Origin of the sequence: Clostridium sp. D46t1_190503_E9 (genome assembly GCF_015555225.1) — a bacterium.
In the GTDB taxonomy this organism is placed as follows: Bacteria; Bacillota; Clostridia; order Clostridiales; family Clostridiaceae; genus Clostridium.
This window is the reverse complement of record NZ_JADNKB010000010.1, coordinates 1-22,070: the sequence shown is the minus strand read 5'-3', so window position 1 is coordinate 22,070 and position 22,070 is coordinate 1. Positions and strand designations below refer to the sequence as shown.

The following is a 22,070-nucleotide window of genomic DNA, read 5'->3' as shown; positions in this document are numbered from 1 at the left end:
TTAATAATTATTGAAATAATTCAGCACAGCTGAATTAAGAATATATTTTCTAAACTCTAAAGGTTTATACATTAATTATCCATTGTGCATTGTGCATTATCAATTGTAAAAATGGGGGTTTTTATGAATAAGGATTTACTTAAAATGGAGGATTTATCTAAGGAGGAAATTCTTGATATTTTGAATCTTGGGGATCAATTAAAATATGAATTGAAACATGGTATTAAACATCATTATCTTGAAGGTAAAACTCTTGGAATGATATTTGAAAAGTCTTCTACTAGGACAAGAGTTTCTTTTGAAGCTGGCATGTATCAACTAGGAGGGTACCCATTATTTTTAAGCTCAAGTGACTTACAAATAGGCCGTGGGGAGCCTATTCAGGATACATCTAGAGTATTGTCTAGATATCTAAATGGAATAATGATAAGAACCTTTGCTCAAGATGAAGTAAAGAGACTTGCTGAATCTTCTAGTATTCCAATAATAAATGGTCTTACTGATGATGAACATCCTTGCCAAGTTTTAGCTGACTTAATGACTATTAGAGAAAATAAAAATACTTTTGATGGTTTGAAAGTAGCTTATATAGGTGATGGTAATAATATGGCACAATCACTTATAGTCGGTTGCTTAACTGTTGGAATGAACATCTCTCTAGCTATTCCCAAAAATTATATGGTTAAAGATCACTATATAGAAAAAGGAAAAGAAATTGCTAAAAATAATAATTTAAACTTTGTAATAGTTGATAATCCTGAAGAAGCTATTAAAAATGCTGATGTAGTTATAACTGATGTATGGGCTAGTATGGGAAAAGAGAATGAAGCTAGCGAAAGACTAGCTGCCTTTTCTTCTTATCAAGTAAACTCTAAACTTATGTCTCTTGCTAAAGATGATGCTATAGTTCTTCACTGTTTACCTGCACATAGAGAAGAGGAAATAACTGAAGAAATACTAGAAAAGCATGCAGATACAATTTTTGAAGAAGCTGAAAATAGACTTCATGTTCAAAAAGCTATTTTAGTTAAATTAATAAAGGAAAAATAATAAAAATAAAAGAAGTCCATGGGTTTATTTAAGCGCTTGGACTTCTCTTATTACATCTATAATTAAGAATTATATTTTACATTATATGAAAATCAGAAAGTTAATACATATCACCTAACTCGCAATTTTCAAATATACTACTTTCAATCCAATTAGAAGTTAATAGTAATTATTTTCTTATAAACATTTTATAAATTAAAATATATTATAATAAATTCTCACTATATACCATTTATTCCATGATATCTACATAAAACTTGCCAACATCCAATATTTATTGTAGGATATACACTATCATAAGAATATTATATGGACAACCTATATAATTTATTGTAGCCTTTGCTTAGTTTTAATTGGAGGTGTATATTTTTGACAAAAAAAGCTTTATTATCTGTAAGTATGATTTTGTTATTAATTTTCAACAATAGCAATTTAGTATTAGCAGAACCAAATTCTTCGGATACTCAAACTATTCAAGAGAATAAAGTTAAATATGAACAATTAGATGACGAAACTATAGAATTAGATACTGAGATTAGTAAGTTAAATACTGAAATAGAAAATTTAAATACTCAATTAACAGAAAATAATTCTAAAATTGAAGATACAGAAAATGAAATAATTACTATTAACCACAAAATTGAAGAAGCAAAGCTAGAAATTGAAGAAACACAAAAAACTATTGATGGACGTGTTCGGTCCATGTATAAAAGTAATATGGCTACAGATATGATTGTTTACTTAGTAACTTCTGAAAATCTTTTTGATATGCTTAATAGAGTACAAGCTATGAGCAAAATAATTTCAGTTGACAAACAAATGATTATTGAAATAAATGAAAAAAAAGAAGCTCTTGATAAAAATGCTAAAGAGATTGAAAAAAAGCAATCTGACTTAAAAAAACTTCAAGAATCAATTGAAAATAACTTAAATGAAGTAAGCGAGAAAAAGGAAGAACAACAAAAACTTTTAGATGATTTAAATTCTAGAAAAGATGAAATAATGAATATAATTGAAGCTAACGAAGAGAAATTAATCTCTCATCCATTATCAATTATAAATTCAGATTCTTCATCAATTTCAGAAGTTCAGGATGCAGTTAACACATTACAATATATGTTACCTCAGCTTAATAGTGATTATGTTATAGGATTAGCTAATGCTGCAATTGCTTCAGGCAATGAAAAAATAGCCTTAAGTGAAACTCCACCGCCAACTTCCAATTTTATGGGGGATGCTAGTACTAACAATAGTAGTAACAACAATAGCAATAACAATACTAATAATAGCTTAGGATCGTATTCTATGACTGCTACAGCTTACACTGGACATGGCTTTACTGCAACAGGCCTTAAACCAGTACATGATCCTAATGGACTAAGTACAGTTGCAGTTGATCCAAGTGTAATACCCCTAGGCTCCAAAGTTCATGTTGAAGGTTATGGATATGCAATAGCTTCTGATACAGGTGGTGCTATTAAAGGCAATAAAATAGACCTATATATGAATTCTGAAGCAGAGTGCATTGCATTTGGTAGAAGAACAGTAACCGTTACTATTATAGCTTATCCGGGTGAATGGTAGGATTTTGCAAAACAAAATAGTGAAAAGTGAAAGAATTAGTAAAATAATTCAACCATGTTGAATATAAAAATCTAAATATTAGCAAAGAGGACAGTATCTAAATTTACGTAAATCTAGATACTGTCCTTTTTATTAAAAGTGCTGTCTAACACTTGGAATTTAAGTTTTGACTAGCAAAACATCCCAAACTTTTCACTATTAACTTTTAACTAAATAAATTGCTTTGCAATCTTCTTACTTCTCTAAATAATTAATAACATGTTTTATTATCATATTGATGCTTCCATCACCATTTCTTTGTATTTCAAATCTAGTATTATCATGATAAGCTTCTTCATTTATGTATAAATCTATATCTTTGTCAATTTTTAGTCTTACTCTCTTTAACTTTTTTTCAACCCATTGCTTATCTACAGCAACTTCATCTTCTAAGCCATGACTTTTTACAAAAGTTGAAAAATCATTTTTTACTTGTGGATTTTCTTTAAATAGCTCATTAGAAAGCTCATCTATATTTATAGTATCTTCTTCTTTTAACTTTGCTTTAACAGTAGTCCTTATTCTCTCTGCTTTATCTGCATCTTCTACTATATTACTTCTAGTCCAATTTTCAGCTGCTTTTAGGAATGTTTTAGTCATATCCCTTTCACTACTAATTATTGAGCATCCTAGGAAGTTGCTTATAAAGTAATTTGCTCCATATTCTTCTTCCTCTTTACTTTTTCTTTGCTTATCTATAACCATTAAATCATATCTTTGATTTTCTCTTATAGGTTTAATAAAAGCTGCTTTTTGTATCCTTTGACTACTACCTGGAAGTCCTGCTGATTGTGGAACTATATCTATTCCTATTTTATTTTCTTTAAACCCAACTTGGTGAGTAAAATTTTTAACATAATCCATCTTAAGTATACCAATCATTGGACCTTGATCTGTAATTAATGAAACTATTATTAAATCACATGAAGGGATATTTACATTTGCCTTCATTATTATAAACAATTGCCTTGCAAGCTCTTGTGATAATCCTATTAAATTGTTATCTATTCCATTTAAATAATCTTGAACTACTTCTTTTACTATATTTCTTTCTTGGTTAAAAACTGCATATTTTAATTCCTCATCTTTAAAACATTTTTCTATATGTCTATGCAGAAACTTATATGTCTCTTCATTTAATTCAAGGTTATATTCATTTAGAATTGCTTCATCCCCATTAGAATCAACAATATGTATGACAGCCTCTTGTATATTTATATCATTTATATATTCCATTAGTACACCACCTATAATATTTCTTAAATAATTTAGATATATAAGTTGCAATAATTTTTATATTTATCTAATTATATTTATTAAAGAATATTTAAATAAATTTATTATTTTTGCAACTTATATAAGAATAATATATAATTATAATTTTCCTATTCACTAAAAAACATTTCTATTTATTTAAATAAGTTTATAAATTATTTAGTATGATTTTATTAATAATTATTCATGTTATTAATTGAAAAATATTTTCCTTCAAAATTAAAATGAAGTTTCAATTAAATTAACTACTTCTTCTAAATTATTTAGCTTTTTAAATGCTAACTTTTCAATATCTTCACTAGGCTCTTTTAAATCTGGTATGATAACTGGAATCATTCTTGCCCTACTTGCTGCTATCGTTCCTGCTTCTGAATCTTCTAGTACCATACATTTATTTGCAGGTATATCTAGCTTTTCTGCAACTTTTAAAAACACCTCTGGATTTGGCTTAGATTTTTTGACTTCATCTCCGCATAATATATAATCATAATAATCATAAATACCAGCCTCTTTTAAAAGCCTATAAGCTACTTCCCTATTTGAAGATGTAGCAACAGCTTTTTTTATATTTTTATCAGTTAAATATTTTAATAACTCGTCTATTCCCTTCTTCTTTTCTACTTCACCATTCATTATTTTTGATAAATAAATATTATTTCTTTCCATTATATAATTATCAACATTTATTTTATTTTCAAACTCACTATGTAAAGTATTTCTAACACTTTCATGATTAGTTCCAAGTAATTTATATAGCAAATTTAAATCAAATTCTATATTAAATTCCTTTGCAGCTTCCTTCCATGATTCATAAGAAAGTCTTTCTGTATCAAATATTAATCCATCCATATCAAATATTACTAGTTCTAAATTTTCCATTGCACTTCCCCCAGTCATTTCTTCATTATATATTCTATACTAAAACTTATTATTTTTTAACCTCTAATATAAATTGCGAATATAAAGGCTAAGATAACTAGATATTATATAAAAATCGGAAAGTTAATACATATCATTATGTTTAAGTCGCAATTTATAACAATGGTTTAATAAATTTTAGTTAAATAGCCATAATATTTATACACTAGAAATTAATTTCTAATTTTTTTGTTTCAATTAAATTTATTTTGGGTTATAATACTATTGACAAGAATAAATATGTAGAATATATATTCTTGATATATTTTAGCTTTACAGCTTATATTGTAATAAAATTTAAAATTATGGAGGTTTATACCATGTTAGTTTCAGCACAAGAAATGTTAAACAAGGCTAAAGCGGGAAAATACGCTGTAGGTCAATTCAATATTAACAACTTAGAATGGACTAAAGCTATTTTACAAACTGCTCAAGAAAATAATTCACCTGTTATATTAGGAGTTTCAGAAGGAGCTGCTAAATACATGTGTGGTTTCAAGACTATAGTTGGAATGGTAAATGGCATGATGGAAGAGTTAAACATCACTGTCCCTGTTGCAATTCACCTAGATCACGGTAGCTATGAAGGAGCTTTAAAAGCTATGGAAGCTGGATTCTCATCAATAATGTTTGATGGATCTCACTATCCAATCGATGAAAACATAGCTAAGACAAAGGAAATGGTTAGATTAACTTCTGAAAAAGGACTTTCTTTAGAAGCAGAAGTTGGTTCAATCGGTGGAGAAGAAGATGGAGTTGTAGGTGCAGGCGAAATTGCTGATGCTGCTGAATGTAAAGCAATTGCTGACTTAGGAGTAACTATGTTAGCTGCTGGTATTGGTAACATCCACGGACAATATCCTGAAAACTGGAAGGGATTAAGCTTTGATGCTTTAGAAGCTATAAGCAATGTTACAAACAATGTTCCTCTAGTATTACATGGTGGTACTGGAATTCCAGAAGAAATGATTAAGAAAGCTATTTCTTTAGGTGTTGCTAAGATCAACGTTAACACTGAGTGTCAATTAGCATTTGCTGAAGGTACTAGAAAGTATATTGAAGCTGGAAAAGACCTTCAAGGAAAAGGCTTTGACCCAAGAAAGCTTTTAGCTCCAGGATTTGAAGCTATAAAAGCTACAGTTAAAGAAAAAATGGAATTATTCGGATCAGTTAACAAAGCATAATTCTATTAAATATAAAGGTAGAAAGATTTTCTTTCTACCTTTTAATTTTGTCTAACAATTTTAGCCTAGTCTAAATTTTTAGACAGAATTTCTTCTTTATAATCTTTTAAATTCCATCATTACTTATATTATCCTAAAGCAACATCTAAAACCATCATGACTATAAAGCCAAATATTAAACCCAATGTTGTTAGTTTTTTATTCTCCATTGATGCTTCTGGTAATAACTCTGCACCTATAACAGCAATCATGGCTCCTGCTGAAAATGATAATAAAAATGGTAGTATGCTTCTAACTGATAATGCAGCTATTACTCCAATTACACCCGCTATTGGTTCTACTAAACCTGACGCTTGACCATATAAAAAGCTTTTTGATCTTGATATACCGTCTCTTCTTAATGGTAAAGATACAGCAGCTCCCTCTGGAAAGTTTTGTAGTCCTATTCCTAAGGCTAAAGTCATTGCTGCTATTAATGATGTTCCTGGTATTCCAACTGCAACACCACCAAATGCAACACCCACTGCTAAACCTTCTGGAATATTATGAAGCGTTACTGCCAGAACTAGAAGTATACTTTTTTTGTATTTGCTTGTTTTAGGTAAATCTTCCTCTCCTTTGTTGGTAATTACACCATAAGAATATGAATCCATCAATTTATCAGCAAAAATTAAGAATAGTCCCCCTAAAAGAAATCCCAGTGATGGAATAACAAATCCACTATATCCAAGTTCATTACATAGTTCTATTGCTGGATTTAATAAAGACCAAAAACTAGCAGCCATCATTACTCCAGCACCAAACCCTAACATTGTATTTAAAACTTTCTTATCTACTTTTTTAAAGAAAAAAACCAATGATGCTCCTAAAGCTGTAATAAACCAAGTAAATAAAGTTGCAAATAATCCTTGAATAACTGGATTAAGTTCACTAAACCAGTCCATATATATATCCTCCTTAGTATTTAGATTCCTTAATTATAATTTACTAAAGAGGCTCAACTTTTGTTACAGATAAATACAAAATACTACATTATTATCTTAATTTTAAAGTCCTTTTCCATTCTTTGATGTTATGCCTTTTTCCTCTAATATTTCATAAATTGTTTTTGATGTTGTGTCATTTATTGTATAACCAAGTAGTTCTAGTATTTCTTCTAATTTTTCTTCTGACGTAGTTTCTATTTCTAAATACGGAAATGGACAAAAGCTTTTATCATTTATGTCTATTTCTACTAAAGATTCATTTAATTTATAGCTTTCTCTATATTTTTTGATAGATTGCTTTAAATTCAATCCTAAAGATAAAAATATTTTTTCTGCAGCTATTTTATCTTCAACTATAGTTTCATTTTCTTCCATAACTTTAAACGTTTCTTGGCTTAACATTTTTTTTGTAGTCATATACACTACTTCTTTATTTGACATTCTATCATCTGTTATTCTTATTCTTGCATATCCTTTTACATTTAATAGTCTATTATCTTCAAAATCATATATATTATTTGTTTGATATTCTTCTTTTACTTTTTCAGCTCCTAATAATTTAAGCTTTTCTCTTATACTATCAACATCTATATCAATTATTCTAGTTTCTAATTCTTTCATCTAAATACACTCCCTCTAAAAATCATATAAAATATTATATCATAATGAAAATAGAAACAAAGTAACTTATTCCACTATTTAAATTACTATATTATAGTTATTTATTCAAAATGGTCATATATCTATATTGTATATTTAGACAAATTTTTGTAATAAGTATAATATTTCAGTATCGGTGTCCGAAATATAACATGTAACCATAATTTTGTATTAAATGTATAAAACTGTATTAGATGTAATTGCCATATAAAATTTTATTATGAGAGGTTAGTTTAATGAGTAGCAGAAAGAAATTTATAAATGTGAGAGATTTAAAAACAGGCATGGTCATAGCTAGTGAGATAGTATCTAATGGAACTGTTCTTGTTGGCGAAGGAATAACAATTAATCAACAAATGTTAGATAAACTAAATTCTATTTGTGCTTTTGACACTGTTGAAATATATACTAATGATCAAGATAATTCAAAAGAAACAATTGCTTTAAAAAAAGCTGAAAAAACCCTTAGTAATATTTCTATAGATGTTAAGCTAATATTTGATAATGCTAAAACTCTTCAAGCATCAAATACAAATGAAATAAACGAATACGCAAAAAAGTTATCTCAGGAACTTAAACTTAGCAGTAGTGTTTTAAAAAATATTGTTCTACATGGTAGCGATGAAGATTGTATCTATAGACACTCTGTAAATGTGGCTTCATTAAGTTATTTACTTGGAAAATGGCACGGATTAACTGATAATAAACTTCATTCACTTATTTATGCATCTTTATTACATGACTTTGGTAAAACAAAATTAGATGAAGATATAATAAGAAAAAAAGATCCTCTTTCTAAAAAAGATTTTGAAATAATAAAAACTCACCCTACTATTGCTTATAATGAAATAAAGCAAATTCCATTTATAAGTCAATCAGTACTTTATGCAGTTTTAATGCATCATGAAAGATGTGATGGAACTGGATATCCACTTGGACTTAAAGGAAATCAAATTCATGATTTTGCTAAAATTATAGCAATAGCTGATACTTTTGATGCAATTAACTCAAATAGAATATATAAGCAAAGAAAAAAGCCACTAGAATCATTAAAGATCATAAAAGATGAAAGTCTAACAAAACTAGACTATAGCCTATGTTGTACATTTTTGGAAGGAATGGCAAACTTTTATATAGGACAAAATGTATTACTAAATAATAAAAGTAAGTGTAAAATAATTCAAATGAATTTAAATAACATTTCATCTCCACTTTTACTATGTGAAGACGAATTCATTGACTTAAGTAAAACTACTGACCTTTATATTGAAAAAATATTATAAAAATTAAGCTACTTCTAATTATGGAAGCAGCTTAATTTTTATAATTTTTCTCTTCTTTTACTTGATTTTATAAATAATTCTTTTAATCTTTTCTCATCACTTTCAACTAGAGCTGATTTTATATAATTTATCTCATTTATAAAATTATCTATTGATTCTATCAAATTTTCTTTATTTCCAATAAATAATTCACTCCATAAATCTTCATTTATATTTGCAATTCTAGTCAAATCTCTATAACTATCACCAATGAAACTTCCTGTGTCTCTACCTTCTTCATCGCTATTAATTAATGCAACCGCTATTGCATGAGGAAGCTGACTTGTAAAACTTATCATTTTATCATGAAATATAGGATCTATCCTTTTAATTCTTTTGAACCCCATATCGTAAATAATATCCTCTAGAACCTTTAGATTTTCTTCTTTATTTTTATCAGTTACAGTTATTAAATAATTTGCCCCTTTAAAAACTTCCTTAGATGCATAATCAATACCTCTCTTTTCTCTCCCAGCCATAGGATGTCCAAATATAAAATCTATATCTGAAGGTAATATATTTAATATGTCATCAATAAAAAGCTTTTTTATTCCTGTAGTATCAGTAACTATTGCCCCTGACTTAAATAAGTTTCTATTTTCTTCAATAAATCTTTTAATAAGCATAGGGTATATTGCAAGAATAATTAAATCGGCCTTTCCTACAACTTTACTAGCATTAACATAGCCCTTCTTAATTATTCCTAGTTCTTCTGCCTTGCTCAAAGTACTTAAATTACTATCAATTCCATAGACTTCTTCATATCCTGCTGCTTTAAGCGCCATAGCAAAACTTCCACCTATAACACCAAGCCCTACTATTAAAATTCTCATAAAAACACCCCAACTAAATATAATTGATAATGGACAATGGACAATTCCAGTTGATAATTGATAATGTACAATGGATAATTAAGGAGAAACTTCTCCGAAGTTTTTAGTATTTTTAATTTCTAAACTCCTTTAGGATTTTATTCCTTAATTATCCATTTTTAATTTTCAATTGTCCGTTGAAATTCTATTTTCCTAAACTACTACTGAAGTTTATTACCTAATTGTCCATTGTCAATTGTGCATTATCAATTATTTCTTTCCTTCCATTTCTGCTAGTATCTTAACTTTATCCATTATCTTTTTAAAAGCTTCTGGCTTTATTGATTGCTGTCCATCACTTAATGCACATTGTGGGTTGTTATGGACTTCTATCATTAATCCATCAGCTCCTGCACTTATTGCAGCTTTAGCTAATGGTTCTACAAGGTACCAGTATCCTGCTGCATGACTTGGATCTACTATAACTGGTAGATGTGATTTCTTTTTCACTACTGGAATTGCACTTAAATCCAATGTATTTCTTGTATAAGTTTCAAATGTTCTTATACCTCTTTCACATAATATTACATTTTCATTTCCAGCTGCCATTATATATTCAGCAGACATTAACCATTCTTCTATTGTCGCAGATAAACCTCTTTTTAATAAAATAGGCTTGTTTGTTCTACCTAGTTGTTTTAATAAATCAAAGTTTTGCATATTTCTTGCACCAACTTGAATTACATCTACATCTCTAACAAATATATCTATATAATCTGTTGACATTATTTCCGTTACTATTGGTAGTCCTGTAGCCTTCCTAGCCTTTTTTAGAAGTTCTAAACCTTCTAATTCTAACCCTTGAAAACTATATGGAGAAGTCCTTGGCTTAAATGCTCCACCTCTTAAAAATGTTGCACCTGATTCCTTTACGCTCTTAGCTATTTCTATTATTTGTTCTTCACTTTCAACAGAACAAGGTCCTGCCATAATAGCTAAGTTATTTCCTCCAATTAAACTACCTTTTACATCAATTACTGTATCATCTGGCTTAAATAATCTATTAGCCTTTTTATAAGGCTCTTCAACTTTAAGAACTTTATCTACTCCAGCAAATCTAAGAAGCTTATCAGAATCTATAGATCGAGTTTCCCCAACTACACCCAAAATGCAGAAAGTTTCTCCTTGTGATAAGTGAACTCCTAGACCTTTACTCTCCAATTCTTCCTTAACCTTCAATACTTCATCTTCACTACAATTCGGATTCATTACAATAATCATACCTATCCCTCCATACTACTCTTACAATTAAAAATTTATAATTGATAATTGACAATTTATGAAGAAACTTCTCAAAAGTTTCTAAAATTATATTTTTAACTCTTCACTTTTAACTTTTCCATTTTTTTTAGCACTTCCATAGCCATTACATACCCAAATTCTCCAAAACCGCATATTTGTCCTATACATGCTGCTGCTATTACTGATTTATGCCTAAATTCCTCTCTTGCATGTATGTTTGATAAATGAACTTCAACAGTATTTATATTTACTGCTTTTATTGCATCCATTATAGCGTAGCTATAATGTGTATATGCACCAGGATTTATTATTATACCATCATATTTTTCATAATATGCCTTATGAATTCCATTGATTATTTCACCTTCAATATTGCTTTGAAGTAACTCAATATCAATATTTCTTTTTTGCCCCTCTTCTTTGATGTAATTACAAACATCTTGAAAGTCCTTAGTTCCATAAATTTCTTTTTCTCTTACTCCTAACATATTCAAATTAGGACCATTTATAACTAGTACCTTCATCTAACCCCTCCTAAAAATACTTATTGCTAAATTATTTTAATGATTTTATCTAAAGTTTCTTTTATAGTTGTATCATTAATTATTCTCACATCACAATAATCGTTATATAAATTATATCTTTCAGAATATAGGTTGTAAAGTTTAGACCTACCCTCTGATAATAGTGGTCTTGATGATATATCAACATCTCTTAAAATATCTTCTATTGGTCTATCTATAAATATTATTATTCCTTTATCCTTAAAGAAATCTATATTCTCTTTTCTTTTTACTACTCCACCACCACTAGAAATTACTATATTACTTTTATTACTTAATTCTTTGCAAGATCTTGTTTCATAATCCCTAAAATATTCTTCACTAATATTAAATAATTCCTTTACTGTACTATTAGATATTTCTTCTATATATTTGTCCATATCACAAAAGTCATAATTTATTTTATTTGATAACTCCTCACCTATAGTACTTTTACCGCATCCAGGCATTCCAATTAATAAAATTATATTTTTATCCATTTATATTCTCCTATAACTAGATGAACTTCAACTTTAATTTTTCATATATTTCTTTTATTATCTCTTCATCAATCGATATACCTTGCCATATTTCTTGTGCCTTAGCTGCTTGACCTATAAGCATATATAATCCGCAAGTAGTTTTTTTAGATAATGAATTCCCTATATTCAAAAACTTAGTTTCCATGGGATTGTATATTAAATCAACTAAAACATTAAAATTTTTTACTACATCTTCTGATACTGGTGATACATTAATATCAGGATACATGCCTACAGGAGTAGAATTTATTAAAATATCTCCACTGATTTCTTTTAATTCTTCATAAGTTATTAAATCTACATTTTGTAAATCAAACTCTTCTTTTTTTGGTTTCCTGCTTACAATCTTAACATTCGATATTTTATTATCTAACAAATAATGCGTTACTGCTCTGCAAGCTCCTCCATTTCCTAAAATAACTGCACTTTTTCCTTCTATACTTATATTATTAACTTTTAACATATATCCAAAACCATAGTAATCAGTATTATATCCATATAGCTTTCCATTTTCTAAAGCTATAGTATTTATTGCACCTATTTTTTCTGCTTCTTCTGATATCTTATCAATATATTTCATTATATCTTTTTTGTAGGGTATAGTTACATTTGTACCCTTTATCTTTAATAGTTTTAAAGCTTCTGTAAACTCTTCTAGTCTTTCTTTTTCCACTTCAAATAATTTATATGCCCCATCTTTATTTATAAATTTTAGTAATTCACTATGAATTTCTGGTGATAAACTATGTGAAAGCTTTTCTCCTAATAATCCATAAAACTCCATAACCGTACCCCCTGTCTCTATCTTAATTTATATTATGTTATTTAACTATTTTCTTGATTATAAATATTATAACATAATCAAATATTTTTTATAAAAATGGATATGTACAATATTATTTATAGTTCTGATTCTATTAAATCATCATAATCTTAGACATATACACTTTGATTTGCTTAATATCATTATAAATTAAAGAATATTAACTTGAATATTAAAAAAAGATTTTTCTAAAAAATTAAAGCAGTGAAACACTTTCAAAGTATCACTGCTTATATGCTATTGAATATATTCATTTTTTATAAATTGCCTTTTATTATCTAATTTAAACCCTTGTCTATTATAAAATTTAACTTCTTCTTCATTATATTCTTTATTACTGTTTACTATATACATTACTTCATTTTGTTTTGCATTCTTTTCAAGCTCTAATATTAATTGATGCCCTACTCCTAATCCTCTATATTTTTCATCAACAATTATATCGTTAATATCTAATCTTTTATTATAATTTATGTCCTCAATAAGATTACTATTAACATAACCTATAACATCATCATTTAATTGTGCTACAAGAACTATAGAACTTTTATCTTCTGCTATGGATTTTATGTTTGAATAATCTAGCTTTGAATTAAGCCTATGAATATCCTCATAATCATTTAATTTAATTTCCCTCACATCAAAACCCACCATAAAAATGCCTCCTATCACTTTGTAAACGTTTATAAGAATGGTAATTTTAAAAGAAAGGTTACCCTTCCTTCTTTTTTAATTTTAATCTTATTTTCTGAAAATTCTAAATATTATTTATATTATAATTATACACCTAAATTTTTCTAATTACTACTATTTTTTATTATTTTATTTATAAAGATTATAAGTTTCATCCATAGCTTAAATCCTTATAGGCAATACATTTATTCATTAAATGATATACTAATAAGCAAAAAATTTATTAGTATATTAAGTTTCTAAACTATTACCTTTTAAAAAAATTAAAAGGGATACTCTAAAAAGTAACCCTTATATTAAAAATTATAGTTTATTATTTTTTAATTCAGCTTATATTTTATTATTAATCTTACTTATGTGCTAAGAGTTAATTTATATACTATAAACTCGCCTTATAGCTTCCAATAATTTTAAAGTATCCACTATTTTGTTCTATAAGTTTTAAAGCATTTTTAACTTCACAATTTTCTAGGCTGCCTTCAAAATCAACATAAAGTAAATACTTCCAAGATTCATGCTTATTTGGCCTTGATTCTATCTTAATCATATTTATATTATTTTCTGCAAAGTATCTTAATAAATTATAAAGTGTACCAGCCTTATCTTCCAAAGAAAATACTACACTAATTTTATTACATTCATCATTATATTTTAATTCTTTTCCTATAATTATAAATTTAGTATGATTATCCTTTTTATCATTTATGTTTTCTTGTAATATATCTAGTCCATAAATTTGTGCTGCCCTTTTACTTGCTATAGCAGCTTTTTTAGTATCTTTTAACTCTGAAATTAGCTTAGCACTTATTGCTGTATTATGATATGGTATTAACTTCATATTTTGATATCTACTTAAAAACTTCTTGCTCTGTTCAAATCCTTGAGGATGTGAATATATTTCCTGTATGCTATTTATATCTGATCCTTTTACTCCAATTAAATGCTGATCTATTTTAATGCATTCTTCTCCAATAATATAAAATCCATATTTAACCAGAAGATCATATACTTCAGTAATTGCTCCTGTATATGAATTTTCAATAGGTAAAATTGCATATTGTATTTCATTATTTTTTAAAGCATCAAATACATCTACAAACTCATCATAGTTTTTTACATTATCGCAGTTTTTAAAGTACTTTAAAAGAGCTTCTTCACTAAAAGATCCTTTAACTCCTTGATATCCAAATATAAAATTTGAGTTTTCTCCAATTAGGTTATTTTGAATATTATTATTTTCTTGTATTACATTAGATTGAAGGGATCTGCTTAATTCCATTAAATTTTCAAAAAAGCTTCTTCCAATGTCCATATATGAACTATTATTAAGCTTTTTTATATTTTTTTCTATAACTTCTTCTTCTCTTTTACCATTAAAAATTGGTAACTTATTCTTCTTTTTATATTCACCAACCTTAACTGCAACATCCATTCTTTTTTCAAATAAAGAAATTAATTCTTTATCTATAGAATCAATTTCTTTTCTATACTCTTCTAATTCACTCATTAATTATCTCCCCTTTATTAAGTCAAGTAAGCCTATTGCTGTTACAGCCTCAATAACAGGTACAGCTCTTTGAACTATACATGGGTCGTGTCTTCCTTCAACTCTAAACTTAACATTTTCATTTGTATTAATATCTATTGTATTTTGCTCTTTTATAATAGATGCTGTAGGCTTTATTGCAACCTTAAATAATATAGGCATTCCATTTGTAATTCCACCTAGTATTCCACCATTATTATTAGTTTTTGTTTTTATCTTATCTCCATCATAATAATATTCATCATTACATTCTGACCCAAACATATTAGTCATTTCAAATCCCTTACCAAACTCTATTCCTTTTACTGCTGGTACTGAAAACATTAAATGAGCTAATGTAGATTCTACTGAATCGAAAAATGGATTACCTATTCCAGGGTTTATTCCAGTAACAGCACATTCTATAGTACCTCCAACTGAATCTCCATCATACTTTGCTTGTAATATAGTATGCTTTATCTTTTCAGCTAAAGAATCATCAATTAATGGTAATTCCATTTTTCTTAAATTTAATATCTGCTCTTTAGATATATTTGTACTATTAAAATCTTTATCTTCTATATCTTTTATTGAAGATATATGAGCACCTATAAATATACCTTCTTTTTCTAATATCTGCTTACATACAGCTCCTGCAAAAACTAAATTTGCAGTTATTCTTCCTGAAAAATGACCACCACCTCTATAGTCATTAAATCCATCATACCTCATATATCCTGTATAGTCAGCATGCCCAGGTCTCATATAATCCTTTGTTTTATTATAATCTTTTGACCTTGTATCAGCATTTCTTATTATTGCACAAAGAGGTGTTCCTGTAGTCTTGCCTTCAAAATATCCACTTAATATTTCTGGAAGATCACTTTCTTTTCTTGCTGTTGACATTGCATTTTTCCCTGGAGCTCTTCTATTCATTTCTAAAAGAACTTTATCCATATCTATTTCAAAACCTGATGGCAAACCATCTATATTAATTCCTATGGCATTTCCATGGGATTCTCCAAATATAGAAACTTTTATATTATTGCCCCATACCCCACTCATCTACATTTCCTCCTAGCATTTTAAAATCTTCAAAAAAGCCTGGATAAGATTTTGCTACACAATCATAATCAGTTAATTCAATAGGATTTTTACATCTAGTTGATGCTATCGCTAAAGTCATTGCTATCCTATGATCCTTCCAGCTCCAAACCTGTACTCCACCTTCAAGTTCATCTACACCATCTATTATAAGACCATTTTCCTTTTCTACTATTTTAGCTCCTAACTTATTAAGCTCAGTAGCTACAGCCTTTAATCTGTCACACTCTTTAATTCTAAGTCTGCTTGCATTAACAATTTCAGTTCTTCCTTTTGCAAGTGTTGCTACTAATGATATTACTGGAATTATATCTGGGCATTGTGATGCATCTATTATAGTGGATGCCAATTCTTCTTCTACTTTGCACTTAATATGATTCCTATCAACTATAAATTTTGCTCCCATTCTTTCTAGTATATCTATTACTTCTTTATCTCCTTGAAGGGAATCCTTTTTTAAATCACTAATAGTTACATTTGATCCAAGTGCATCTGCAGCAAGATAAAATGCTGCCTGCGAATAATCGCCTTCAACTCTATAGTTTCTAGATATATACTTTTGATTTCCTTTAACTATAAACTCTTTGTAATCTTTATTTTCTATTTCTATTCCAAAATCCTTCATACAATCTAATGTTAAATCAATATATCCCTTTGACTCTATTCTAGTACTTATATTGATTTTAGAGTCACCATCTAATAAAGGAAGTGAAAATAAAAGTCCTGTGATAAATTGCGAACTTATATTCCCAGGCAAATTAAATTCTCCTGGCTGTAATACCCCCTTGACAATCATATTTAAATCATTTTCTACACTATGATATTTGATACCTTGTTCCTTGAATATATCAAAATATGTGTCTAAAGGTCTTTTACCTAAGTTTCCTTTTCCAACAAACTTAGTCATTCCAGCAAATAATAAAGATATAGGTATAATAAATCTCAAAGTAGAGCCTGACTCATTACAGTCAATCGCTCTAACTGGATTGATTATTGAATCTTCTCTATATATCCCACTTATTGTCACCTTATTTGTATCCCTATCTATAACAGCTCCCAATGCAATCATTGCATCTATAGTTGCATTAATATCATCTGAATAATCTATATTTTCTATTACAGAAGTCCCACTCCCTAAAGCAGCACAAATAATAGCTCTATGTGACATACTTTTAGAAGGTGGAACCTTCACCGTTCCATTTAATCTAGATTTCGATAATCTTAAACTATTCATAAAACACCACCTTATTTGTAATGGGAAGAATTAAAGAGTTAAAAAACGAAAAAGTTAATGGTAATAATTTTTTCACTATTAATTTCTTATATTTTACTTCTCATTCTTTCCCTTTTCATTCTTTTTCTCTTTTCTAATATTCACCTATATAATCATAACTCTGTTTACCGAGTTATTTCATCAATTCTTTCATTCTTCCATTTCTTCATTTTTCTGAAATATTTTACTTGTTGTTTTGTATATAAAGCTATCGCCTATTTCTTTTAAGAAAATCAGATTTAAATTGTTTCCTAAGTTTTTCTTATCAAGCTTCATAGTTTCTAATATTTCTTTAATATCTATTGTTAGTTCATATGGCAGATTATATTTTATTAATATATCTTTAATTATATCCTTTGTACCATTCTTTGTTATTCCTAATTCTTCACTTAATTTAGTTATTTCATACATCCCAATTGCAACAGCTTCTCCATGGGTATATTTACTATAATTATAATACTGCTCAATTGCATGACCTATTGTGTGACCAAAATTTAAAAGCATTCTTTCCCCAGTATCTTTTTCATCTTTTTCCACAACTTCTGTCTTAATTTTGCAACAATTATGAATGATGTATTCTATATTGTTCATAACTTCCTTCTTATCACTATAATTGATTAGACTTTTAAAAAACTCTCTATCTTTTATACAACCATATTTAATAACTTCTGCCATTCCATCATTAAATACTCTATCACTTAAAGTTTCTAGAACCTCTGGATCTATAACTACTTTCTTAGGATGATAAAAACTTCCTACTAAATTTTTACCTTTCTCTAAGTCTACTCCAACTTTTCCACCTACACTACTATCCACTTGTGCTAATAAAGTTGTAGGTATTTGTACAAAAGGTACACTTCTTAAATAAGTAGATGCAACAAATCCACCTAAATCTCCTATAACTCCTCCACCTAAAGTCATAATTAAATCACTTCTAGTAAACTTAAAATTTAAAAGTTCATCATAAATTAAAGGTAAAGTGAAAAAACTCTTACTTTCTTCACCAGGATCAAGTACTACCTTCTTAACCTCATAGCCAGCACTAATTAAATTATTTAATACTAGCTCTCCATAAAACTTATCAACATTTTTATCAGTTAAAATAAATATCTTATTACCTTTAAAAAGATTCTTTATCTCATCTGATAATTTATTTATTATTCCTTTTTCTATAATAATATCATAGCTACTATGAATTAAATTTACGGATAACTTCATTAAAACACCTGCTTTCCAATTAATAATTGATAATGGACAACTGACAATTACAATTGATAATTCATAATGGACAATTGATAATTTAGGAAAAACTTCTCTAAAGTTTATAAAAAATATTTCTTAATTCATAAACTCCTAAAGGAGTTTATTCCTTAATTATGCATTGTCCATTATCCATTGACCTATATTTCTCTTCCAACGGCTGCTGCAATAGCTTTTAATTCATCAAATAATGTTCCGTAATCTTCTGGTTTTATTGATTGTGGACCATCGCATAAAGCTTTAGCTGGGTCGTTGTGTACCTCTATTATAAGGCCATCTGCTCCTACTGCAACTGCCGCCTTTGCAAGAGGTGATATCATATATCTTTTTCCTGTTGCATGGCTTGGATCTACAATGACTGGTAAATGACTTAATTTTTTAATTGCTGGTATTGCACTTAAATCTAATGTATTTCTTGTATAAGTCTCAAATGTTCTTATTCCTCTTTCACAAAGAATTACATTTTCATTTCCTCCAGCCATTATATATTCCGCACTCATTAAAAACTCTTCTATCGTTGCAGATAAGCCTCTTTTTAATAGTATTGGTTTATTTGTCCTTCCTAATTCTTTTAACAAATCGAAGTTTTGCATATTTCTTGCTCCAACTTGAATTACATCTACATCTCTCTCAAATATCTCAACATCATATGGTGACATTATTTCTGTAACTATAGGTAACCCTGTTTGCTCCCTTGCTATTTTTAATAATTCTAAACCATCATACTCTAATCCTTGGAAACTATATGGTGAAGTTCTTGGTTTAAAAGCTCCACCTCTTAAGAAATTTGCCCCTAATTTCTTAACTTCATTTGCTATAAATGTCAATTGCTCTTCACTTTCTACTGAACATGGTCCAGCTATCATAGCTATTTTATTTCCACCTATCTCACTATTATTTACTTTTACAACTGTATTATCTGGATGGAATAACCTGTTAGCTTTTTTGAATGGCTCTTGCACATGCATTACCTTCTCAACATTATTATTTGCTTCAATTTTAAGAGGATCTATTTTGCTTGTATCTCCTACAAGTCCTAAGATTATTAATTCTGTTCCTATAACAGGATTAACCTTTACCCCTTGTACTTCAAGTTCTTCTGTAAGCTTTCTTATTTCCTCTTCAGTTGTTTTTGGTTTTAAAATAATTATCATGAACTTGCCCCCTTTTTATTAATTAATATCTGATAATTAATATTTGATGATTTAGATAATAATCTATATAAACTAAGCTATTTAGATTTTTATATTAAAAAAGAGACCTCAAATGAGCCCTCTTAAGTAATCAAAATTTCTTTACCTAATTATACCAAACAGCAACCTTTTGTCAATATAATGAAAGAGCTTCATATATTTTTAACTTTATAATATTGGAGCAATTAACATTATTAAGGCTTCTTTTATCCTTAACCATCTTCCTCGATTATTATACTCTTCCATAGTTACTAAATTACACTCTTCAATATCTTTACAAAAGATTTTTTCTTGTTCCTTTGCAAATTTATCTTCAAATATGAATGCATTTATCTCAAAATTTAATTGAAAACTTCTGATATCTAGATTTGCAGTACCAATACTACACACCTTTCCATCAGCAACCATAGTTTTTGAATGTATAAAACCTTTTTGATATCTATATATTTTAACTCCACACGCTATTAATTCTCCAATATTAGCACTTAATATCCATTCCATAAAGAAATGATCTGGCTCTCCTGGTACCATTAGTCTTACATCTACTCCAGATAATGCTGCAATCTTCAGCGCTTCTTTCATTGGTTCATCTGGCACTAAATACGGAGTTTGAATATATACATTTTTCTTTGCATTATTAATTATCTTCATATATGCATTCTTTATATATTCTTCTTTATGGTCAGGACCTGATGATATTATTTGTATTCCAACATCACCATAGCTTTCTTGCTTATTGAAGTATTTTTCATAACTTTTAAGCTCTTCTTCTGACGCATAATCCCAGTCTAAAATAAACCTCTTGTTAAGCTCATTTACAGCTTCTCCTTGAACTCTTATATGCGTATCTCTCCAAAAGTCAAATTGCTTTCCTTTGTTTATATATTCATCTCCAACATTAAAGCCACCTACATAACCAATGTTTCCATCTATTACAACAATCTTTCTATGATTTCTATAATTCAAACGTATATTAATATATGGTAATATTCCTGGGAAAAATACTGCAAATTTTATTCCTAAGCTTCTTATGTACTTTATATCTTTATTTCTTATGGACTTAGACCCCATTCCATCTATTAAAAGTCTTACTTCTACACCTTCATCTACTTTTTTCTTTAATTCATTTAGTATAGATTTTCCTAGTCCATCTAATCTAAATATATAATATTCAATATGTATAAAATCTTTAGCAGACCTAATATCATTTATTAAGTCCTTAAATTTATCTTCTCCATCAATGTAACTCTTAATGCTATTACCTATTGTATATAATGCTCCTGAATGATTATAATTCATCATTATAAGATCCACATATTCTTTTGATATTCTTTCTGCTCTTTTTTCTTCTTTAAATTTTTCAATTAAATCTTTTGCCTTTTTCTCATCTGTTACTTTCTTTTCTCTAAATATCTTTTGTCTATTTAAGTTTTGACCAAAAATTAAATATATTATAAATCCAACTCCCGGAAGAACTAATAATATTAACAACCATGCCCATGTAGTAGTAGGTTCTTTTCTTTCTATAAATATTAATGATATTGCAGATAAAATATTAATGGTATAGGCTATTATAAATAAAATAGATGCGCTCATCTTATCACCTCCAAGAATACTTCTAATTGATAAGTAATAATGCATAACTAATGAAAAAATTCAGCAAAGCTGAATTATAAAATATAAAAAACATATTTTCCTAAACTCCTAAGAATCTTATTCATCAATTATCCACTGTCCATTATACATCATTTATTATAATTATATCCACTTTTTATAAGTATTTAAAGAGATTCTATATTGTATTTTGTATATAAAACATCCTCATTTTCACATTACAAAAAGAGTGTTGTATTAACGTAATAATACAACACTCTTTTTTAAACGATACCCTATAAATAATCAGGCAAATTAGTTTTGTCCGAAATATCTGTCTAATAATCCCTTGAATGCTTGTCCGTGTCTAGCTTCATCTTTACACATTTC

Annotated in this window: 20 protein-coding genes and 1 pseudogene; 4 read left to right on the top strand and 17 right to left on the bottom strand. The window is 28.1% G+C overall.

Going from position 1 to position 22,070, the window contains the following annotated elements; all coding sequences use genetic code 11:
• Nucleotides 1-123 precede the first annotated feature (123 nt).
• Together argF and I2E83_RS18185 are read left to right on the top strand one after the other, a co-directional pair.
• Nucleotides 124-1,050, top strand: a complete 927-nt coding sequence (gene argF / locus I2E83_RS12280) for an ornithine carbamoyltransferase (protein ID WP_195430030.1) — start codon at nucleotides 124-126, stop codon at nucleotides 1,048-1,050.
• A 369-nt stretch (nucleotides 1,051-1,419) separates the two neighbouring features.
• Entirely contained in the window at nucleotides 1,420-2,634 is a 1,215-nt protein-coding gene (locus I2E83_RS18185) for a 3D domain-containing protein (protein WP_195430028.1), read from the top strand.
• Between the two features lie 234 nt (nucleotides 2,635-2,868).
• On the opposite strand, the gene I2E83_RS12270 is transcribed toward I2E83_RS18185, so the two are convergent.
• Nucleotides 2,869-3,909: a nucleoid-associated protein gene (locus I2E83_RS12270; protein ID WP_195430026.1), complete on the bottom strand. Its 1,041-nt coding sequence runs from the start codon at nucleotides 3,907-3,909 to the stop codon at nucleotides 2,869-2,871.
• A gap of 258 nt (nucleotides 3,910-4,167) precedes the next feature.
• Entirely contained in the window at nucleotides 4,168-4,827 is a 660-nt protein-coding gene (locus I2E83_RS12265) for an HAD family phosphatase (protein ID WP_195265178.1), read from the bottom strand.
• A gap of 359 nt (nucleotides 4,828-5,186) precedes the next feature.
• Here I2E83_RS12265 and fba point away from each other — a divergent pair, with 359 nt between their 5' ends.
• The gene (gene fba / locus I2E83_RS12260) at nucleotides 5,187-6,050 is read left to right on the top strand and encodes a class II fructose-1,6-bisphosphate aldolase (RefSeq protein ID WP_195265176.1); all 864 of its coding nucleotides are present in this window, start codon (nucleotides 5,187-5,189) and stop codon (nucleotides 6,048-6,050) included.
• Between the two features lie 128 nt (nucleotides 6,051-6,178).
• Here fba and I2E83_RS12255 read toward each other — a convergent pair whose 3' ends face one another.
• The gene (locus tag I2E83_RS12255) at nucleotides 6,179-6,994 is read right to left on the bottom strand and encodes a ZIP family metal transporter (RefSeq protein WP_195265174.1); all 816 of its coding nucleotides are present in this window, start codon (nucleotides 6,992-6,994) and stop codon (nucleotides 6,179-6,181) included.
• A 102-nt stretch (nucleotides 6,995-7,096) separates the two neighbouring features.
• Complete coding sequence (locus I2E83_RS12250; RefSeq protein ID WP_195265173.1) at nucleotides 7,097-7,657, bottom strand: CYTH domain-containing protein; 561 nt, start codon at nucleotides 7,655-7,657, stop codon at nucleotides 7,097-7,099.
• A gap of 275 nt (nucleotides 7,658-7,932) precedes the next feature.
• Here I2E83_RS12250 and I2E83_RS12245 point away from each other — a divergent pair, with 275 nt between their 5' ends.
• The gene (locus tag I2E83_RS12245; protein WP_195265159.1) at nucleotides 7,933-8,979 is read left to right on the top strand and encodes an HD-GYP domain-containing protein; all 1,047 of its coding nucleotides are present in this window, start codon (nucleotides 7,933-7,935) and stop codon (nucleotides 8,977-8,979) included.
• Between the two features lie 38 nt (nucleotides 8,980-9,017).
• Here the strand turns inward: I2E83_RS12245 and I2E83_RS12240 are convergent, their stop codons facing one another.
• The 13 genes and pseudogenes from I2E83_RS12240 to I2E83_RS12180 all read right to left on the bottom strand — a co-directional run.
• Nucleotides 9,018-9,851 (bottom strand): prephenate dehydrogenase, encoded by an 834-nt coding sequence (locus I2E83_RS12240; RefSeq protein WP_195265157.1) that lies wholly within the window; start codon nucleotides 9,849-9,851, stop codon nucleotides 9,018-9,020.
• A 249-nt stretch (nucleotides 9,852-10,100) separates the two neighbouring features.
• Nucleotides 10,101-11,111, bottom strand: coding sequence for a 3-deoxy-7-phosphoheptulonate synthase (gene aroF / locus I2E83_RS12235; protein ID WP_195265156.1), 1,011 nt, complete (start codon nucleotides 11,109-11,111; stop codon nucleotides 10,101-10,103).
• Nucleotides 11,112-11,206: 95 nt separating this feature from the next.
• Nucleotides 11,207-11,656, bottom strand: a complete 450-nt coding sequence (gene aroQ / locus I2E83_RS12230; RefSeq protein ID WP_195430024.1) for a type II 3-dehydroquinate dehydratase — start codon at nucleotides 11,654-11,656, stop codon at nucleotides 11,207-11,209.
• 26 nt (nucleotides 11,657-11,682) lie between these two features.
• Nucleotides 11,683-12,174: a shikimate kinase gene (locus I2E83_RS12225; RefSeq protein ID WP_195265152.1), complete on the bottom strand. Its 492-nt coding sequence runs from the start codon at nucleotides 12,172-12,174 to the stop codon at nucleotides 11,683-11,685.
• A gap of 16 nt (nucleotides 12,175-12,190) precedes the next feature.
• Nucleotides 12,191-13,000, bottom strand: coding sequence for a shikimate dehydrogenase (aroE, locus tag I2E83_RS12220; protein WP_195430022.1), 810 nt, complete (start codon nucleotides 12,998-13,000; stop codon nucleotides 12,191-12,193).
• A 276-nt stretch (nucleotides 13,001-13,276) separates the two neighbouring features.
• Nucleotides 13,277-13,693 carry a GNAT family N-acetyltransferase gene (locus I2E83_RS12215; RefSeq protein WP_195265149.1) on the bottom strand — a complete coding sequence of 139 codons (417 nt, stop codon included), beginning with the start codon at nucleotides 13,691-13,693 and terminating at the stop codon, nucleotides 13,277-13,279.
• Between the two features lie 418 nt (nucleotides 13,694-14,111).
• A complete protein-coding gene (pheA, locus tag I2E83_RS12210) occupies nucleotides 14,112-15,239 on the bottom strand; it encodes a prephenate dehydratase (protein ID WP_195430020.1) in 1,128 nt (375 codons plus the stop codon).
• A gap of 3 nt (nucleotides 15,240-15,242) precedes the next feature.
• Complete coding sequence (aroC, locus tag I2E83_RS12205; protein WP_195265144.1) at nucleotides 15,243-16,322, bottom strand: chorismate synthase; 1,080 nt, start codon at nucleotides 16,320-16,322, stop codon at nucleotides 15,243-15,245.
• A complete protein-coding gene (gene aroA, locus I2E83_RS12200) occupies nucleotides 16,300-17,595 on the bottom strand; it encodes a 3-phosphoshikimate 1-carboxyvinyltransferase (protein WP_195265135.1) in 1,296 nt (431 codons plus the stop codon). Before aroA ends, aroC begins: the two co-directional genes overlap by 23 nt.
• Before the next feature lie 189 nt (nucleotides 17,596-17,784).
• Nucleotides 17,785-18,852, bottom strand: coding sequence for a 3-dehydroquinate synthase (aroB, locus tag I2E83_RS12195; RefSeq protein ID WP_195430018.1), 1,068 nt, complete (start codon nucleotides 18,850-18,852; stop codon nucleotides 17,785-17,787).
• 182 nt (nucleotides 18,853-19,034) lie between these two features.
• The gene (gene aroF / locus I2E83_RS12190; RefSeq protein ID WP_195265131.1) at nucleotides 19,035-20,048 is read right to left on the bottom strand and encodes a 3-deoxy-7-phosphoheptulonate synthase; all 1,014 of its coding nucleotides are present in this window, start codon (nucleotides 20,046-20,048) and stop codon (nucleotides 19,035-19,037) included.
• A gap of 207 nt (nucleotides 20,049-20,255) precedes the next feature.
• Entirely contained in the window at nucleotides 20,256-21,683 is a 1,428-nt protein-coding gene (gene cls / locus I2E83_RS12185) for a cardiolipin synthase (protein WP_195430017.1), read from the bottom strand.
• A gap of 312 nt (nucleotides 21,684-21,995) precedes the next feature.
• A pseudogene (locus I2E83_RS12180) lies at nucleotides 21,996-22,070 on the bottom strand (NADH peroxidase); the annotation flags it as partial.

What these genes read in the sequence shown, in the direction of transcription:
- argF (WP_195430030.1), top strand. Translation starts at nt 124, where the DNA reads ATGAATAAGGATTTACTTAAAATGGAGGATTTATCTAAGGAGGAAATT.
- I2E83_RS12270 (WP_195430026.1), bottom strand. Translation starts at nt 3,909, where the DNA reads ATGGAATATATAAATGATATAAATATACAAGAGGCTGTCATACATATT.
- I2E83_RS12265 (WP_195265178.1), bottom strand. Translation starts at nt 4,827, where the DNA reads ATGGAAAATTTAGAACTAGTAATATTTGATATGGATGGATTAATATTT.
- fba (WP_195265176.1), top strand. Translation starts at nt 5,187, where the DNA reads ATGTTAGTTTCAGCACAAGAAATGTTAAACAAGGCTAAAGCGGGAAAA.
- I2E83_RS12255 (WP_195265174.1), bottom strand. Translation starts at nt 6,994, where the DNA reads ATGGACTGGTTTAGTGAACTTAATCCAGTTATTCAAGGATTATTTGCA.
- I2E83_RS12250 (WP_195265173.1), bottom strand. Translation starts at nt 7,657, where the DNA reads ATGAAAGAATTAGAAACTAGAATAATTGATATAGATGTTGATAGTATA.
- I2E83_RS12245 (WP_195265159.1), top strand. Translation starts at nt 7,933, where the DNA reads ATGAGTAGCAGAAAGAAATTTATAAATGTGAGAGATTTAAAAACAGGC.
- I2E83_RS12240 (WP_195265157.1), bottom strand. Translation starts at nt 9,851, where the DNA reads ATGAGAATTTTAATAGTAGGGCTTGGTGTTATAGGTGGAAGTTTTGCT.
- aroF (WP_195265156.1), bottom strand. Translation starts at nt 11,111, where the DNA reads ATGATTATTGTAATGAATCCGAATTGTAGTGAAGATGAAGTATTGAAG.
- aroQ (WP_195430024.1), bottom strand. Translation starts at nt 11,656, where the DNA reads ATGAAGGTACTAGTTATAAATGGTCCTAATTTGAATATGTTAGGAGTA.
- I2E83_RS12225 (WP_195265152.1), bottom strand. Translation starts at nt 12,174, where the DNA reads ATGGATAAAAATATAATTTTATTAATTGGAATGCCTGGATGCGGTAAA.
- aroE (WP_195430022.1), bottom strand. Translation starts at nt 13,000, where the DNA reads ATGGAGTTTTATGGATTATTAGGAGAAAAGCTTTCACATAGTTTATCA.
- I2E83_RS12215 (WP_195265149.1), bottom strand. Translation starts at nt 13,693, where the DNA reads ATGGTGGGTTTTGATGTGAGGGAAATTAAATTAAATGATTATGAGGAT.
- pheA (WP_195430020.1), bottom strand. Translation starts at nt 15,239, where the DNA reads ATGAGTGAATTAGAAGAGTATAGAAAAGAAATTGATTCTATAGATAAA.
- aroC (WP_195265144.1), bottom strand. Translation starts at nt 16,322, where the DNA reads ATGAGTGGGGTATGGGGCAATAATATAAAAGTTTCTATATTTGGAGAA.
- aroA (WP_195265135.1), bottom strand. Translation starts at nt 17,595, where the DNA reads ATGAATAGTTTAAGATTATCGAAATCTAGATTAAATGGAACGGTGAAG.
- aroB (WP_195430018.1), bottom strand. Translation starts at nt 18,852, where the DNA reads ATGAAGTTATCCGTAAATTTAATTCATAGTAGCTATGATATTATTATA.
- aroF (WP_195265131.1), bottom strand. Translation starts at nt 20,048, where the DNA reads ATGATAATTATTTTAAAACCAAAAACAACTGAAGAGGAAATAAGAAAG.
- cls (WP_195430017.1), bottom strand. Translation starts at nt 21,683, where the DNA reads ATGAGCGCATCTATTTTATTTATAATAGCCTATACCATTAATATTTTA.